Genomic DNA, 15,232 nt, shown 5'->3' on the forward strand with positions numbered 1-15,232 from the left:
GCTCACCTCCTGGGGAGCAGCAAAGATCGGTGCCATTCATAGAAAGCCGGCAGGACGGCACGGAGAACACGGAAGGCCGATATTCCACCGCGTACCGTGCCGATACGGACGAGCTCATGCTCTGGAGCGTCCACGACCACCCGTACGGCCGCAACCGGGCGCGTTCCGGTCCGCAGGGCGGTGCGGAGCGTGACGGCGGACTCCATGTCCACGGCAATCGCCCCGGTGGCCCGCAGCTCAGCCCGCTCATGTCCGCGTACGACATGGGCGGAGCCGATCAGCGGACCGGTGTGGACGGTGCGGCCCGGCACCGTCCTGGCGAGGACCTCGGCCAGCAGACCCGCGCCGGTGCAGGACGTCGACTCCCCGGACTCCCGGGTCTCGTCGGCGACCACCAGGTCTCCGGGGTGCATGCCGGGTGCCAGCCCGGCACAGAACCCCGAGGCGATGACCGCCGCACCGCGCGCCCGGTCCTCGCCGAGCGCACGCTCCACTGCCGTCGCGGCGGCCTTCGGACCCATGCCCGTACGGAGCACGGTCACCGGGCCCGGGGCGTCGCCCGCCCTTCTCCTGCCGCTGCGCAGGGCGAGTTGCTCGATCCCGAGCGCGCAGGCGATGAGCAGCGGCGCGGCGGGGCCGTGCGGCCCCGGCACATCGCCCATCAGGCCCCCTCCCGGGTGGCCGTGCGGTCGGCGAACGGGTCGCCGTACACGTACCGCCCGAGCGCGGTGAGCGGGAAGACCTGCCGGTAGAGGTGGTAGTTGATGGAGAAGTCCCAGGGGAACCCGGTGCCGGTGAAGTACGGCTCGTCCCAGGATCCGTCGGCCTGCTGAGCCTCGTTCAGCCAGACGATGCCACGGGTCACCGCCGTGCTGTCGTGCCGGCCGGCGGCGAGGAGCGCGAGGAGCGCCCAGGCGGTCTGGGACGCGGTCGACGCGCCGTGCCCGATCCACTTCTCCTCCCGGTACGAGCGCAGGTCCTCGCCCCAGCCACCGTCGTCGTTCTGCACGGACTCCAGCCAGTCGACCGCCCGGCGGATCGCCGGATGGGTCCCGGGCAGCCCCGCGGCGACCAGAGCGGGCACCACCGACCCTGTTCCGTATACATAGTTGACGCCCCAGCGGCCGAACCAGGCGCCGCACACGTCCTGTTCGGCGAGCAGCCAGTCGATGCCGCGCCGGGCGGCGGGGTGGTGGGCGCGCCCCTCCATCGCGAGCATCTCCACCACATGGCCGGTGACATCGGCGGACGGCGGGTCGATGACCTCACCGAAGTCGCAGAACGGCAGCCGGTTGGGGAACGGGCTGGTGTTGTCCGCGTCGAACGCGCCCCAGGCACCGTTGCGGGACTGCATGCCGAGATTCCAGCGCACCCCGCGCTCGATGGCGGCCTCGACCCGGTCCGGGTCGGGGTGCCGGACCCGGCGCAGCGCGAGGACCACCTCGGCGGTGTCGTCGATGTCCGGGTAGTTGTCGTTGTGGAACTCGAACGCCCAGCCGCCGGGGGCCAGTCGGGGCCTGCGTACGGCCCAGTCTCCGGGCCTGACGATCTCCTCGGCGAGCATCCAGTCCGCGGCCTTCACGAGCGCCGGATGGTCGGGGCTCACTCCTGCGTCGGCAAGCGCGACGGTGGCCAGGCAGGTGTCCCAGACCGGTGACTGGCAGGCCTCGATCATGCGGGCACCGTCCTCGCGCCACACCGCGAACCGGTCGAGCGAGGCGAGTCCGGCCCGCATCACCGGGTGGTCGAGGTCGTAACCGAGCAGGTGCAGGGCGATGACGGAGTACACGGCGGGCGGCTGGATACCGCCCCAGCAGCCGTCGTTCTCCTGGCGTTCGATGATCCAGCGGGCCGCCGCGTTCATGGCGGTACGGCGCAGCCTGCGCGGCGCCACCTTGTGGTAGGCGTGCAGCGCCTTGTCCAGACGCTGGAAGACACCGTCCCAACTGTTCACCGCTGCAGGGCGCTTGGGCGGGTTCGGGACGTGCGGGTCGGTGTGCAGTTCGTCGAGGGCGAAGGGTGCGGGCCGTACCGGCCGCTTCGCCGAGACGACGGTCAGCGGCACGATCGTCTGCCGGGCCCAGCAGCCGAAGTCGTAGATGTTGAGCGGGACCCACTTCGGGAAGAACATCAGCTCCGGTGGGAGCTCGGGCAGGTCGTCCCACTTCCACCAGCCGAAGAGGGCCAGCCAGATCCGGGTGAAGACGCGGCTCCTCGCGATGCCGCCCTCTTCCCTGATCCACCGTGCGGCGCGGGCCATGTGCGGGTCGTCCGGCAGGTCTCCGGCCAGCCGCAGCGCTACATACGCCTCGATGGTGGCGGAGAGCTCGCCCGGGCCGCCGTAGAAAGTGGCCCAGGTGCCGTCGCCGAGTTGTTCGCCGCGGATGAAGCGGGCGGCAGCCTCGACGGTGGCCGGGTCCTGGATGCCGAGGAACTGGCGGAGCAGCAGATCCTCTGCGTCCATGGTGACGTTGGTGGCGAGGTCACCCTTCCACCAGCCCTGGTCGTCCTGCCTGCCGAGGAGGTGCTCCACCGAGCGTTCCGCGGCCCGCCGCGCGGCGGCGAGCACGTCGTCCGCGGCGATGGTCGATTCGGTCGTTTCGCTGGCCGAGGCTGCGCGGGGGTTCAGAGCCCCGGTGCTTCCGTCGGTCGTCGCTGTCATGGCTTCCCCTTCGTGCAGTTGGTCCTCTGCTGTGCTGGGGTCTCCGTCGGCCGGCGCCCTGCTCGGGCGCCGGCCGGCGACTGCGAGTCATATGCGGATGGTGATCATCTCTTTCGTACGACGACGAAGTCCGCGAGCGCGGTGAGCTGCTCGCGCACGGATTCCGGCATGTCGACACCGTGCAGCGCCTCGATGGCGACCGCGTGCTGCCGACGAGCCTCCTGGGCGGTCCACTCGCGGCCGCCCGCCTCCTCGATCAATGCCGCCCGGGCGGCGAACTCCTCCTCGGAGAAGCTGTCGAATTCGCTGCTCTTGGCGTCCGCGGCGAGCAGCTCGCCGAGGCGTTCAGAGGCCGGTCCGCCCGCGGCGAGCGCGGCGACGACCGGCAGGGACTTCTTGCGCTGACGCAGATCGCTCCAGGTCTGCTTGCCGGTGGACTCCGGGTCGCCCCAGATGCCGAGCAGATCGTCGACGGCCTGGAAGGCGAGGCCGAGGTGGTACCCGTACGCCTCCAGGATGTCGGCGGTGCGGTCGTCGGCGCCGCCGAGCACCGCGCCGATGGAGACGGCGCATGCGAGCAGGGCGCCCGTCTTGTTGCCCTCCATCTCCAGGCACTCCTCGACGGTGACCCGCTCGCGGTGCTCGTAGGAGATGTCCTGGGCCTGCCCGTCGATGAGCTTGCGGGTGGCCGTGGTCAGCCGGCGGGCCGCGCGGCCCGCCTCGGCCGTGCCGAGCTCCAGCAGGATCTCGTTGGCCAGCGCGAACAGCGCGTCACCGACCAGGATCGCCTGGGCGGGGCCGTGCACCTTCCATACGGTGTCGCGGTGGCGGCGCTGCTCGTCGCCGTCCATCAGGTCGTCGTGCAGCAACGAGAAGTTGTGCACGAGTTCGACGGCGACAGCGCCGGGGATGCCGGCCTCGGCGGCAGCTCCGGCCGCCTCCGCGGACAGCAGGGCGAGCGCCGGACGGACGGCCTTGCCGCCGTCGCCGTCCGCGGGCCGGCCCTGGGCGTCGATCCAGCCGAAGTGGTAGGCGGCGACGGTGTCCATGGGCGGTGCGAGCCGGTCAACGGCAGCCCGGAGCACCGGCGCGGACAGGGCCCGTCCGCGCTCCAGAAGCGCGGTGACGTCCGCGGTGTCTACCACGGTGTCGAAAGCCGGATTCGCCGGGGTCACTGACTCTCCTCTTGTTCCGGTGGTACTGCTCATGCCGCCTCCTGCAGCGGATGTTCGTGGATGCGGCCGAGCGCGCGCAGCGCTGCGTCCGCGGCACTGGTCCCGCTGCGCACCGCGCCCTCCATCGTCGCGGGCCAGCCGGTGGCGGTCCATGCTCCGGCCAGATAGAGACCGGCGGCACGGGTGCGGGTTCCGGGACGCAGCCGTCCGACGCCGGGTGCGGGGGCGAAGGTCGCCGTACGTTCCCGGGTGACGAAGAAGTCCCTGATGCCGGCCCCGCGGGCGGCCGGGAGGAGCCGCTCGAGCTCGGGCAGGTAGCGGCTGCGCAGTTCGGCGACGGGCAGGTCGATCTCGTCGTCGGCCGCGGACTGGGAGAGCGCGAGGTACTGTCCGGGACCGGTCAGTCCGGAGGCGTCCGTACGGTCGAAGACCCACTGGACCGGCGAGCCGAGCGCGGCGAAGAACGGGCGGCGCAGCACCTTGCGGTCGTAGACGACGTGCACATTGAGGATCGGCGAGGTACCGATGTCGAGCAGCCGGTCCGGCTCGTCGAGTGCGCCGTCGGGCAGCAGGCCGTGGGTCTCGCGCTGCGGCACGGCGAGGACGACGGTGTCCGCCTCGATGCGTTCGGCCCCCGTGTCGACGATCCAGCGTCCGTCGCCGGTTCGGCTGACGGCATCGGCCTTGGTGCGCAGCTCGGTCCGTACGCCCGCGGCGTCGAGCGCCTTGCGGGCGAGGGTGTCGTGCACCTCGCCGAGCGGCACGTGTGCCCAGCCGATGTCGGCGGCGCCGGGCTCGGAGAGGAGCCCGGTCTTGAAGACCTTCGCGGCAAGGGCCAGCGAGGAGTTCGGGGCGGTGGCGTTGAGTGTGGCGACGCCGACGAGGTCCCAGAGCGCCTCGATGGTGCGCGGGGACTGGCCGTGACGGGTCAGCCAGCTGCCGAAGTCGATGGTGTCGAGCGCCGGGTCGTCCGGGTCGAGACGGCCGAGCGCGAGTGCGGCGCGCCCGACACCCGCCCGCTCGGCGAGCGAGAGATGCGGATAGGCGGCGAGTCCGGCGGCAAGATGGAACGGAACCGGGAGTGCGTTCCGGCGCAGCCGTCCGAGCCGGGGCCCCGAGGGACGTCCGACATCGAGAACGGGCACGTCCAAACGGTTTTGCAGGGGTGCCAGGCGGGCGCCACCGACCCGGTCGAGGAACCCGCGGTAGGCGGTGCAGCAGCGCAGATAGACGTGCTGGCCGTTGTCGACCGTCAGCTCGCCGCGCCGGAAGGAGAAGGCGAGTCCGCCGAGCCGGGGCCGCCCTTCGAGCAGGGTCACGTCAAGCCCGGCGTCGGCGAGACGGAGGGCCGCGGTGATGCCGGCGAGTCCGCCGCCGATCACGACCGCGCGGGAGGAACGCAGGGCCCCGTCGGTCATGCGTCCCCCTCCCCCCGGGTCGTTACGGCCGCCTGGGCCGTAACGGCCGGGCTCGTCGCCTCAGTGAGGGACGCGGTGGACCACGGAAGGGTTGCCCACGGCGTGGACCGACGGCCGGTGGCCGGCATGGTGCCCAGGACATCTGCAGGACGCATCAGACACGCCCCCGGGCCGTCCGGCGCGAAATGTACCGCGCGTCCAGACCCGACAGACCACGCACCGCGACGTAGGCCTTCTCGTGGCCCGGCAGCGAGACCCGGCCGCGCAGCACCGCCTCGGGGTCGCGCTCGATCCGGTCGAGCAGCCGGCGGTAGATGCCGGCCATGGCGGCCACACAGGCGCCGCTGCGGCGGTCCAGCATCGGCAGCAGCCGGTAGCCCTCGGCGAACAGGGTGCGGGCCCGCCGCACCTCGAAGTGGACCAGGCCGGCGAAGTCCGAGCCGGGCGGCGGGGTGGCCCGGTGGAAGCCTGCGGAGCAGCCGAACTTGGCAAGGTCGTCGGCGGGCAGATAGGTACGCCCGTTGGCGGCGTCCTCGCGGACGTCACGCAGGATGTTGGTCAGCTGCAGGGCGAGGCCGAGCGTGTCGGCGTACTCCGGGGCACGGTCGGCGCCGGGCGCGCCCGGTTCCGTACCGAAAACGCCCAGGCTGAGCCGGCCGATGGCACCGGCGACACACCGGCAGTAGACCTTGAGGTCGTCCCATGTCTCGTACGTGGCGCCGCGCACGTCCATCAGCACACCGTCGATCAGCTCGTCGAGGCCGCCGAGCGGGAGCGGGAACCGGCGTGCGGCGTCGGCGAGCGCGACGGCCACCGGATCGGTGTCGTCCTCGTCGACGGCGCCGTTCCGGATCCGGTCCAGCAGCGTGCGGGTGCTCTCCAGCCGGATCCGCTTGGTCTGCGCGTCCAGCTCCCCGTCGCCGATGTCGTCGACCCGGCGGGAGAAGGCGTACAGCGCCGACATGGCCTGCCGCTTCTCGGCGGGCAGCAGCCTGATTCCGTACGCGAAGTTACGCGCCTGCTGTCCGGTGACGGCCTCGCAGTAACTGTATGCGGCCTGTACTTGCGCCGACATATATGTCGTCTGTCCCTCCACGGTCCGGCTCACCCCTCTCTACGCGCTCTTCGCAAGACAACTCCCACCTCGCGCAGCAAGCTGGGCCTGGTGGACTTGGGCGGTCCGGGCAGTACGTCGAACCCGGCGGCCGCGATCGCGGTGAGGGCGGCACGCCCCCCTCCCACAAATCCGGCGAGAAGCAGCTTGAGCCTGCCGTGGACGCTACCCACCAGAGGGGTACCTTCATTCAGCAGGCTTCGGGCGCGTTCTGCTTCGTATGCAACCAGCGCGCGCACCGATGCGCCCCCCGAGGGGGTTGCGAGGTCGGCTTCGGTGACATGGAACCGGGCCATGTCGTCCGCCGGCAGATAGATCCGGTCGCGGCCGAGGTCCTCGGTGACGTCCTGAAGGTGCTCGACGATCTGCAGCGCGGTGCACACGGCGTCGGAGCGGCGGATCCGCTCGGGGCTCGCGGTACCGGTGATCTGGAGGACCAGCCGGCCGACGGGGTTGGCGGAGAGCTCGCAGTAGGCGAGCAGTTCCTCGTACGTCCCGTACCGCCGGACCTTCTGGTCCTGCCGGTTGGCCTCGATGAGCCCGAGGAACGGCTCGGGGTCGAGCGAGCAGCGCCGCACGGTGGGGCGCAGCGCACGCAGCAGCGGATGGTGCGGGCCGTCGCCCGCGGGATCGAAGACGCGGTGCAGATCGGCCTCGAAGGCGTCGAGCATCGCAAGCCGGTCGTCGGTCTGCGCCGGGTCCAGTCCGAGGTGGCGTGCGTCCGCTCCGCCGGGGGCGAGATCGCCGTCGCCGATGTCGTCGACGAGGCGTGCGTAGCCGTACACGGCCATCAGATCGTCACGCCAGGCGCGCGGCAGGAAGAACGGGGCCACGGGGAAGTTCTCGTCCGCGGCCTTGTCGAGCGTGGCGGGTACGGTGGCGTCCTGGCGCGCCTGCCGGGTTCGCGTCACCTCGGACCGCCCGGTGCGGGGACGGCATATACACCTCGGAGCTGGAGATTTTCCGTCATTGCCGTCACATCTCCCGTTCTACACTGCTGACCCAAAACATCCCATTCCGGACACGCCGCCCGCTCTTCCCAGTGCGGAGGACCGCTTATGGGCGGTACACCCAGGCGGTATGGCCCCACTTGCCACGAATCAGCACCGGTACAGCTTACGTTGTACAACGCCCAGTCATACGCCCGGGTGTGGCGCGTACGACTACAACGTCGCATTCTGCGCCAACCTTCCCCGTGTGCAAGGAGATTGACGTCATCCGGCGGGAGGAGATCCTTCCCGGGATGTGGCGCGCACACGCTCGGCGCGCATGCTCCGGACACGGCAGCGGCCTCCGCCGGAGTGCTCCGGCGGAGGCCGCTGCCAGGTCGGGCATCGGTGCGGGGGCTACTTCCCGGTCTCCCGCTCGTACGCCTTGAGCACCTCGTCGGTCGGGCCGTCCATCAGCAGCTCGCCCTTTTCCAGCCACAACACCCGGTCGCAGGTGTCCCTGATGGACTTGTTGCTGTGGCTGACCAGGAAGACCGTGCCGGCCTCCTTGCGCAGCTCGCGGATGCGCTCCTCGGAACGGATCTGGAACTTGCGGTCACCCGTGGCCAGCGCCTCGTCGATCATGAGGACGTCGTGGTTCTTGGCGGCGGCGATGGAGAAACGCAGCCGTGCGGCCATGCCGGAGGAGTACGTCCGCATCGGCAGGGTGATGAAGTCGCCCTTCTCGTTGATGCCCGAGAAGTCGACGATCCCCTGGTAGCGCTCGCGGATCTCCTCGCGCGTCATGCCCATCGCGAGCCCGCCGAGGATGACGTTCCGCTCGCCGGTCAGGTCACTCATCAGCGCCGCGTTCACCCCGAGCAGCGACGGCTGGCCGTCGGTGTACACCTTGCCGTGCTCGGTCGGCAGCAGACCGGCGATGGCCCGCAGCAGGGTCGACTTGCCGGAGCCGTTGGTTCCGATGAGGCCGATGGCCTCGCCCCGGTAGGCGGTGAAGGTGACACCGCGTACCGCGTGGACCTTCCGGACTCCGCGCGCCTCGCCCTTGCCGCGGCGCAGTATCCGGCTCAGCGCGGCGGTGGCGCTGCCCTTGCCTCCGCCGGCGCCGTTGACCCGGTACACGATGTGCACATCGTCGGCGATGACGGTGGGGACACGCCCCGAAGTGTTGTCCTCAGCCACGGCCGTACCGTTCCTCTGCCTTCCAGAAGTACACAAAGCCCGCGACGCCGATGAAGGCCGCCCAGGCGAGCCCGACGATCCACACGTGCGGCGGCAGGTTCTCGGAGCCGTAGCCGTCGATCAGCGCGTAGCGGATCAGGTCCATGTAGATGGCCGCCGGGTTGTACTGCAGCACCCTGCCGACCCAGTCCGGCTGGTCCTCGAGCATCACCGTGATGGAGAACATGACACCGGATGCGTACATCCAGGTGCGCATGACGAACGGCATCAGCTGGGCCAGGTCCGGGGTCTTGCTGCCGAGCCTGGCCATGATCAGGGCGAGACCGGTGTTGAAGACGAACTGCATGATCAGCGCGGGCACTATCAGCAGCCAGGACAGCGACGGGTAGCTGCCGAAGCCGACGACCACGATCACCAGCACGATCATCGAGTACAGCAGCTGCTGGAGCTGCTGCAGCGAGAACGAGACGGGCAGCGAGGCACGTGGGAAGTGGAGTGCGCGCACCAGGCCGAGGTTGCCGGAGATCGCCCGCACGCCCGCCATCACCGAGCTCTGCGTGAAGGTGAAGACGAAGACACCGGTCACCAGGAACGGGATGAAGACCTCCTTGCTCATCCCCCTGCTGGTGCCGAGGATCAGCCCGAAGATCAAGTAGTAGACGAGCGCATTGAGCAGCGGCGTAGCCACCTGCCACAGCTGGCCGAGCTTGGCCTGGCTGTACTGGGCGGTCAGCTTGGCCCGGGAGAACGCCGTGATGAAGTGGCGGCGGCCCCAGAGCTGGCGCACGTACTCGAACAGCCCGGGCCGGGCGCCGCTCACCGTCAGGCCGTACTTGGCCGCCAGCTCGGCGGCGCTCAGGCCGGCGTCGGCGGATGGCGGGGTGCTCAACGCGACCGCACCATCATGGGTTGTGTCACTCACCAGATGAAACTCTCGTATTCAGGATGCGCTGCCAGTCGCGTGCGCGGTTCAGGCGGACAGGTCCCGTAGGAAAAATACGTCTCATGCTCTCAGAGGAGAGCTTCTCAGATCACGGGAGGTCGGCCGAGTCTGGTCAGCCGCCATACCGTACGCCACTTCATCGGACGGCGCGGTCCGCAGGGCTTCGCCCAGCCTTCCCGGAAGCCACCGAACCATGCCTTGAGCGCCGGACCCGAGGGCTTGCGGGCCACGGTCAGCAGCAGCCAGACACCGAGGTAGACGGGGACGAGCAGCGCGGGCAGATTGCGGCGCGCCAGCCAGACCCGGTTGCGGGCCACCATGCGGTGGTAGACCGCGTGCCGCGAGGGGGCGGTGGTCGGATGGTGGAGCACCATGTCGGCGCGATAGTCGATCATCCAGCCGGCGTCCAGTGCCCGCCAGGCGAGATCGGTCTCCTCGTGCGCGTAGAAGAAGTCGCCCGGCAGACCGCCGACCTCGGCGAGGACACGGGTACGGACGGCATTCGCGCCGCCGAGGAAGGTGGTCACCCGCGACGAGCGCATCGGGTCGGCGGCGCGCAGCCGCGGGACGTGGCGGCGCTGGGTGACCCCGGTGTCCGGATCGGCGATCCGGAAACTGATGATCCCCAGCTTCGGGTCCCGCTCGAACGCCTCCCGGCACAGCTCGGCCGTGTCGGTCAGCGGCAGCAGTCCGTCGTCGTCCAGGAAGAGCAGGGCGTCGACATCGGCGCCGGACGGGCCGAAGGCCTCGATACCGACGTTGCGGCCACCGGGGATGCCCAGGTTCTCGGGGAGCTCGACCGTCCGGACGCCCGCGGGAAGGTCCGGGACGGGGGCGCCGTTGCCGACGACGACCGCCTCGATCCGGTCGCCGTCCTGCTTGGCGACCGAATCGAGGAGGGCGCGCAGCTCGTCAGGACGGTTGCCCATCGTGATGATGACCGCGCCCAGCTTCATGGGCGTGCTCACTTCAGCCTGCTCGATGCCAGGACCGAGACCAGGTGCAGCAGTGTCTGAAGGAGGGCGATGCCGGCCAGCACGGCGACGCCGAGCCGGGAGAAGAACAGGTCGTCCCTGACCGCGTCCAGGATGGCCAGGACCAGGATCAGCAGCGATGCCTCGATCCCGAGCACCAGGCGGTGGAACTTCAGCGCCCCGGCGGCCTTGCGGGCCAGCGCCAGACCGGACGAACGCGGCTCCGACGCCGCCTCCTTGACCGGCGGCAGTCCGGCCTGGTGGCGGGCCACGCCGACGAGGTCGGTCTCGGCCTTGATCAGGACGGCGCCCAGCGCCGCGAGGGTGCCGAGGAAGGCCCACAGCCAGTCGATCCGCCCGGAGCCCCACAGATCGGCCGCACGCAGACCGAAGCCGACCAGCACCGCGGCGTCGCACAGGTAGGCGCCGACACGGTCCAGGTAGACGCCGCCGAGCGAGAACTGCTTCCTCCAGCGGGCGATCTCGCCGTCGACGCAGTCGAGCAGCAGATAGAGCTGGACCATCACCACCCCGAGGACGGCGCCCACGATCCCGGGCACCAGCAGCGCCGGGGCGGCGAGGACACCGCAGACCGTCATCAGGTAGGTCAGTTGGTTCGGCGTGATCTTGGTGTTCACCAGGTACGGGTCTATGTGCAGCGAGATCTCCCGCATGTACATGCGCCCGGCCCAGTGCTCACCGCTCCGCCGGTCCTTCACGCCCTCCGGGTGAACGACCGGACGGAGTTCAGCTACTGATGGTCTTGGCATAGTCGGCGTACGCGTCCCTGATCTGGTCGGTGGACAGGTTGAGGTGTTCCAGGATCGTGAAGCGCCCGGGGCGCGTCTGCGGCGCATAGTCGACGGCCCGGACGAACTCGTCCGCGGTGAAGCCGATCTCCTCGGGCAGGACCGGCAGCTCATGGCGGCGCAGGGCGGCCGCCATGAGCAGCGCCTCGTCCTTCGCGCCCCGCAGGTGCATGGCGAAGCACGCGCCGAGGCCGACCTGCTCGCCGTGGCTGGCCGCGCGCTTGGGGTAGAGCAGGTCGAACGCGTGGTTGATCTCGTGGCAGGCCCCGGAGGCCGGCCGTGAGTCCCCCGCGACCGACATGGAGATGCCGGTCAGTACCAGACCCTCGGCGAGCACCTTCAGGAAGCCGTCGTCGCCGACGCCGCCGGGGTGGCGCAGCACGGCCTCACCGGCCTGCCGCGCCATGGCGGCTGCGAGTCCGTCGATGTCCTCGCCGTTGACCCGGTGGGCCAGCTCCCAGTCGGCCACGCAGGAGATGTTGGAAACCGCGTCGCCGATACCGGAGCGCACATAGCGGGCGGGCGCCTGGCGGACGATGTCGAGGTCGATGACGACGGCGATCGGCGTGGGGACTCCGTACGAGCCCCGGCCGTTGTCGTTGTCCAGTGTCGCGACGGGCGAGCAGAGCCCGTCGTGCGCGAGGTTCGTCGCGACCGCGACCATCGGCAGGCCGACGCGCGCCGCGGCGTACTTCGTCACGTCGATGATCTTGCCGCCGCCGAGACCGACGACGGCGTCGTACCGGCTGCCCTTGATCGCGTCCGCGAGCCTGACCGCCGAATCGATGGTGCCGTCGGTCACGGAGTACCAGTCGGCGCCGGGCAGCACCGGTGCGAGCCGCTCGCGCAGCGCCCGGCCCGAGCCGTCGCTGATCGCGATGGCGAGCTTGCCGGATGCGGAGATCCGCTGGTCGGCGAGGAGACCGCCGAGGTCGTCCAGGGCGCCGCGGCGGATGTCGACGACGACCGGGGAAGGGATGAGCCTGCTCAGTACTGGCACGCGATCTCACGCCCCTTCGCGAGGTCGTCGTGGTTGTCGATCTCGACCCACGTCACATCGCCGATGGGAGCCACGTCGACGGTGAAGCCGCGGTTCACGAGCTCCTGGTAGCCGTCCTCGTAGTAGAGGTCGGGGTCGCGCTCGAACGTCGTCTTCAGGGCGTCGGCGAGAGCCTCGGCGGCCTCGGGCTCGATCAGGGTGACGCCGATGTACTCGCCGGTCGCGGTGGCCGGGTCCATCAGCTTGGTGATCCGCTGCACGCCCTTGTCACCGTCGGTGATGACCTTCATCTCCTCGTCGGCCAGGTTCTTCACCGTGTCGAGGGCGAGGATGATCTTCTGACCGTTGCCGCGGGCGGCGAGGAGGGTCTTCTCGACGGAGACCGGGTGCACGGTGTCGCCGTTGGCGAGGATCACACCGCGGCGCAGCACCTCACGCGCGCACCACAGGGAGTAGGCGTTGTTCCACTCCTCGGCCTTGTCGTTGTCGACGAGGGTGAGCGTCAGTCCGTACTTCGCCTCGAGCGCGGCCTTGCGCTCGTAGACGGCCTCCTTGCGGTAGCCGACGACGATCGCGACCTCGGTGAGGCCGATCTCCGCGAAGTTGGCAAGCGTCAGGTCGAGCACGGTCCTGTCGCCGTCGACCGGCACGAGGGCCTTCGGAAGCGTGTCGGTGTAGGGGCGCAGACGCCGTCCGGCACCGGCGGCGAGTACGAGGCCGATCATGCGGGTTCTCCTTCGTCGTGAACGGCAGGTGCTCCGGAGGACACCCAGAAGCGGATGGACTCGACGAGCACCACCAGTGCCACGACCACCGCGAGAGCGGTGAGGGTCACGGTGAAGCCGGAATGCCGAGTGAGTACGGCGGCGAGTACGGCCACCACCAGGGTCCGGCCGTCGTGCCCACCGATCGCCCGCACCAGCCACCGGGGCGGCGCGCCGGTGCCCCCGCGAATGCGGTACACCGTGTCGTAGTGATGGTAGGCGATGGCCGAAATCAGCCCGAAAGCCGCGGGAAGGGCGTGGTCGACCTCACTGCGGGCGGCCAGAGCAAGGATCGTGCCGTACTCCGCCGCCCGGAATATCGGGGGTACGAGCCAGTCGAGTGCGCCCTTGAGGGGGCGGGCCACGGCGACGCCCGAGCAGACCGCGTAGAAGACCGCGGCGACGACCATCTGCCGGCTGCCGAACGGCTGCGCCACGGCCGCGGCGATCAGGGCGACCGTGCCGACGAGGGCTGCCACCGGTGCGGCCCAGCCGCCCCCGATACGGGGCCCCCGCGCCGCCACGAACTGCGCGAGGGGGCCGGAGTCGGCGAGGTCGGCGAGCGCCTGGGCGGCGCGGTCGGTGCGCTGTGCCTTGCGGGTCAGCGAGCGCAGGAGGCGGCCGGCGGTGGTGTAGCAGGCGGCGACGGCGCAGCCGATCAGCAGGGCGTAGAAAACGATCCGCGGGGTGGTCACCGCGGTCAGCACCGCGATCATCGCCCACCGTTCGCCGATCGGCAGCACGATCATCCGGCGCAGCCAGACCGTCCAGCCGACGCTGTCGAGCTTGTCGGAGAGGGCAGCCGTCGGGCTCGAATTGGCGACCGCGTCGTGGTTGGCCTCGTTGAACGCGAAGTCGACGACGTGGCGGCAGGTCTGCAGGACCATCGCACCGAGCGCGAGCGCCCATACGTCGTCGCCGTTGCGGGCGGCGCCGAGGGCGAGGCCCGCGTAGTACGCGTACTCCTTGGCCCGGTCGAACGTGGCGTCCAGCCAGGCGCCCATCGTCGAGTACTGCAGCGAGTAGCGGGCGAGCTGCCCGTCGGTGCAGTCCAGGACGAACGAGAGGAGCAGCAGCAGCCCCGCGGCGACATAACCGCCGCGGGTGCCGGTGGCCGCGCAGCCCGCCGCGATCAGCGCGGTGAGCAGGGAGGCGGTGGTGACCTGGTTCGGAGTGAGGCCGCGGCGTGCGCACCAGCGCGCGAGGTACCGCGAGTACGGGCTGATGAAGTACGTGGTGAAGAAGCCGTCGCGGGCCTTCACCGCGCTCCGCAGCCGCACCGCCTCGTCGTCGACCGCTGCCACGGCGGACTCCGCGGTGGCGCGGGCGGCCTGGTCGGCGGGGACGGCGGCGACGAGCGAGCCGAGCTCGGGGCGCTGCACTGCCGTGCCGTCGGCCTCCAGCGCGACGGCGAGGCGGCCGGGCACGGTGCGGTCGGCGACGGGCGCGGTGTCCACGTGGCCGACCGGTCCCACCGGGATGCCGGCGCCGACCGCCGCAGTGGTGCTGCGCAGGGCCCGGACGAGCGCAGGGCGCGTCTCCGGCTGCACGGTGAGCGCACCGGGGACGGTGGCGGCCGGGAATCGGGGGTCGGTCAGTCCGAGCCGGAGGGCGTGGACGTGCCCGACGAAGCGGGGGTCGACGAGGGCGACGCGGACGTCGGCGGGAGCCGCGGAGAGCAGCTCCGCGGCTTCGGTGACATCAGCGGCGGCCTGTACGTGGAAGCCCAGCGACCTCAGATCGTCCGCGAGCGGCGATCCGGGTACCGGCGCACCGGTGAGGATGGCGGTCGACAGACGAACTCACTCCTTGGTGCTGACAGGGTCGGCGCGCGACAGCACGGCCCTGATGCGGGCCGGCGGCACGTCGGCAGAGGCTATCGGATGAACGGAAGCGGGAATTCATCGCCCGTTTGTGCTCCGTTCGGGGTGGACCGGCACCATGCGGTGCCGGCCGCGATCATCATCGTCGATGCCCGGCTCGGCCCACAAACCGCGGGGGCCATGGTCCCGGCCCCGGATCACGGACCGCAGTGGTATAGACCTGGGCCGAGGGGTATGACCTTCCCCTTCACGGGCAGATCAGGACGAACCGGGGCGGATGTGATACGCACCTCGGCGGGTGCCCGCGGGGGCGATGACCACCCCCGACGACCTCACGACCGGTGTGCCGGCCGGCGCCGGACCGGCGGTCCTCCGAGGCGCGCCCGTGCCGGTGGCGGCCGGACGCGCGGGGACGGGT

Annotated in this window: 13 protein-coding genes; all 13 read right to left on the reverse strand. The window is 70.7% G+C overall.

Annotation, left to right across the window (positions count from 1 at the left end; all coding sequences use genetic code 11):
• Positions 1-2: 2 nt before the first annotated feature.
• The 13 genes from LRD69_RS30025 to LRD69_RS30085 all read right to left on the reverse strand — a co-directional run bounded on the left by LRD69_RS30025 (position 3) and on the right by LRD69_RS30085 (position 14,787).
• Positions 3-662 carry a 1-hydroxy-2-methyl-2-butenyl 4-diphosphate reductase gene (locus tag LRD69_RS30025; RefSeq protein WP_277329992.1) on the reverse strand — a complete coding sequence of 220 codons (660 nt, stop codon included), beginning with the start codon at positions 660-662 and terminating at the stop codon, positions 3-5.
• Complete coding sequence (gene shc / locus LRD69_RS30030; protein ID WP_277329993.1) at positions 662-2,662, reverse strand: squalene--hopene cyclase; 2,001 nt, start codon at positions 2,660-2,662, stop codon at positions 662-664. The genes LRD69_RS30025 and shc overlap by 1 nt, the downstream gene beginning before the upstream one ends.
• A 104-nt stretch (positions 2,663-2,766) precedes the next feature.
• Positions 2,767-3,870: a polyprenyl synthetase family protein gene (locus LRD69_RS30035; protein WP_277329994.1), complete on the reverse strand. Its 1,104-nt coding sequence runs from the start codon at positions 3,868-3,870 to the stop codon at positions 2,767-2,769.
• Positions 3,867-5,255 (reverse strand): hydroxysqualene dehydroxylase HpnE, encoded by a 1,389-nt coding sequence (gene hpnE, locus LRD69_RS30040; protein WP_277329995.1) that lies wholly within the window; start codon positions 5,253-5,255, stop codon positions 3,867-3,869. The genes LRD69_RS30035 and hpnE overlap by 4 nt, the downstream gene beginning before the upstream one ends.
• 154 nt (positions 5,256-5,409) lie before the next feature.
• Positions 5,410-6,330: a presqualene diphosphate synthase HpnD gene (gene hpnD, locus LRD69_RS30045; RefSeq protein ID WP_277329996.1), complete on the reverse strand. Its 921-nt coding sequence runs from the start codon at positions 6,328-6,330 to the stop codon at positions 5,410-5,412.
• A gap of 29 nt (positions 6,331-6,359) precedes the next feature.
• A complete protein-coding gene (hpnC, locus tag LRD69_RS30050; RefSeq protein WP_277329997.1) occupies positions 6,360-7,280 on the reverse strand; it encodes a squalene synthase HpnC in 921 nt (306 codons plus the stop codon).
• 435 nt (positions 7,281-7,715) lie between these two features.
• Complete coding sequence (locus tag LRD69_RS30055; protein ID WP_277329998.1) at positions 7,716-8,501, reverse strand: ABC transporter ATP-binding protein; 786 nt, start codon at positions 8,499-8,501, stop codon at positions 7,716-7,718.
• Positions 8,494-9,423, reverse strand: a complete 930-nt coding sequence (locus LRD69_RS30060; protein ID WP_277329999.1) for an ABC transporter permease — start codon at positions 9,421-9,423, stop codon at positions 8,494-8,496. The genes LRD69_RS30055 and LRD69_RS30060 overlap by 8 nt, the downstream gene beginning before the upstream one ends.
• Positions 9,424-9,527: 104 nt before the next feature.
• Positions 9,528-10,412: a glycosyltransferase gene (locus LRD69_RS30065; protein WP_277330000.1), complete on the reverse strand. Its 885-nt coding sequence runs from the start codon at positions 10,410-10,412 to the stop codon at positions 9,528-9,530.
• On the reverse strand, positions 10,409-11,188 hold the full coding sequence (locus LRD69_RS30070; RefSeq protein ID WP_277330001.1) for a CDP-alcohol phosphatidyltransferase family protein: 780 nt from the start codon (positions 11,186-11,188) through the stop codon (positions 10,409-10,411). The genes LRD69_RS30065 and LRD69_RS30070 overlap by 4 nt, the downstream gene beginning before the upstream one ends.
• The gene (locus LRD69_RS30075; RefSeq protein ID WP_277330002.1) at positions 11,166-12,227 is read right to left on the reverse strand and encodes an iron-containing alcohol dehydrogenase family protein; all 1,062 of its coding nucleotides are present in this window, start codon (positions 12,225-12,227) and stop codon (positions 11,166-11,168) included. The genes LRD69_RS30070 and LRD69_RS30075 overlap by 23 nt, the downstream gene beginning before the upstream one ends.
• On the reverse strand, positions 12,215-12,952 hold the full coding sequence (locus tag LRD69_RS30080; RefSeq protein WP_277330003.1) for a phosphocholine cytidylyltransferase family protein: 738 nt from the start codon (positions 12,950-12,952) through the stop codon (positions 12,215-12,217). The genes LRD69_RS30075 and LRD69_RS30080 overlap by 13 nt, the downstream gene beginning before the upstream one ends.
• Complete coding sequence (locus tag LRD69_RS30085; protein WP_277330170.1) at positions 12,949-14,787, reverse strand: DUF5941 domain-containing protein; 1,839 nt, start codon at positions 14,785-14,787, stop codon at positions 12,949-12,951. Before LRD69_RS30085 ends, LRD69_RS30080 begins: the two co-directional genes overlap by 4 nt.
• Between the last annotated feature and the right edge of the window lie 445 nt (positions 14,788-15,232).

The sequence above is a fragment of the Streptomyces sp. JH14 genome, assembly GCF_029428675.1.
In the GTDB taxonomy this organism is placed as follows: domain Bacteria; phylum Actinomycetota; class Actinomycetes; order Streptomycetales; family Streptomycetaceae; genus Streptomyces.

What these genes read in the sequence shown, in the direction of transcription:
- LRD69_RS30070 (WP_277330001.1), bottom strand. Translation starts at nt 11,188, where the DNA reads ATGCCAAGACCATCAGTAGCTGAACTCCGTCCGGTCGTTCACCCGGAG.
- hpnE (WP_277329995.1), bottom strand. Translation starts at nt 5,255, where the DNA reads ATGACCGACGGGGCCCTGCGTTCCTCCCGCGCGGTCGTGATCGGCGGC.
- LRD69_RS30035 (WP_277329994.1), bottom strand. Translation starts at nt 3,870, where the DNA reads ATGAGCAGTACCACCGGAACAAGAGGAGAGTCAGTGACCCCGGCGAAT.
- LRD69_RS30080 (WP_277330003.1), bottom strand. Translation starts at nt 12,952, where the DNA reads ATGATCGGCCTCGTACTCGCCGCCGGTGCCGGACGGCGTCTGCGCCCC.
- shc (WP_277329993.1), bottom strand. Translation starts at nt 2,662, where the DNA reads ATGACAGCGACGACCGACGGAAGCACCGGGGCTCTGAACCCCCGCGCA.
- hpnD (WP_277329996.1), bottom strand. Translation starts at nt 6,330, where the DNA reads ATGTCGGCGCAAGTACAGGCCGCATACAGTTACTGCGAGGCCGTCACC.
- LRD69_RS30025 (WP_277329992.1), bottom strand. Translation starts at nt 662, where the DNA reads ATGGGCGATGTGCCGGGGCCGCACGGCCCCGCCGCGCCGCTGCTCATC.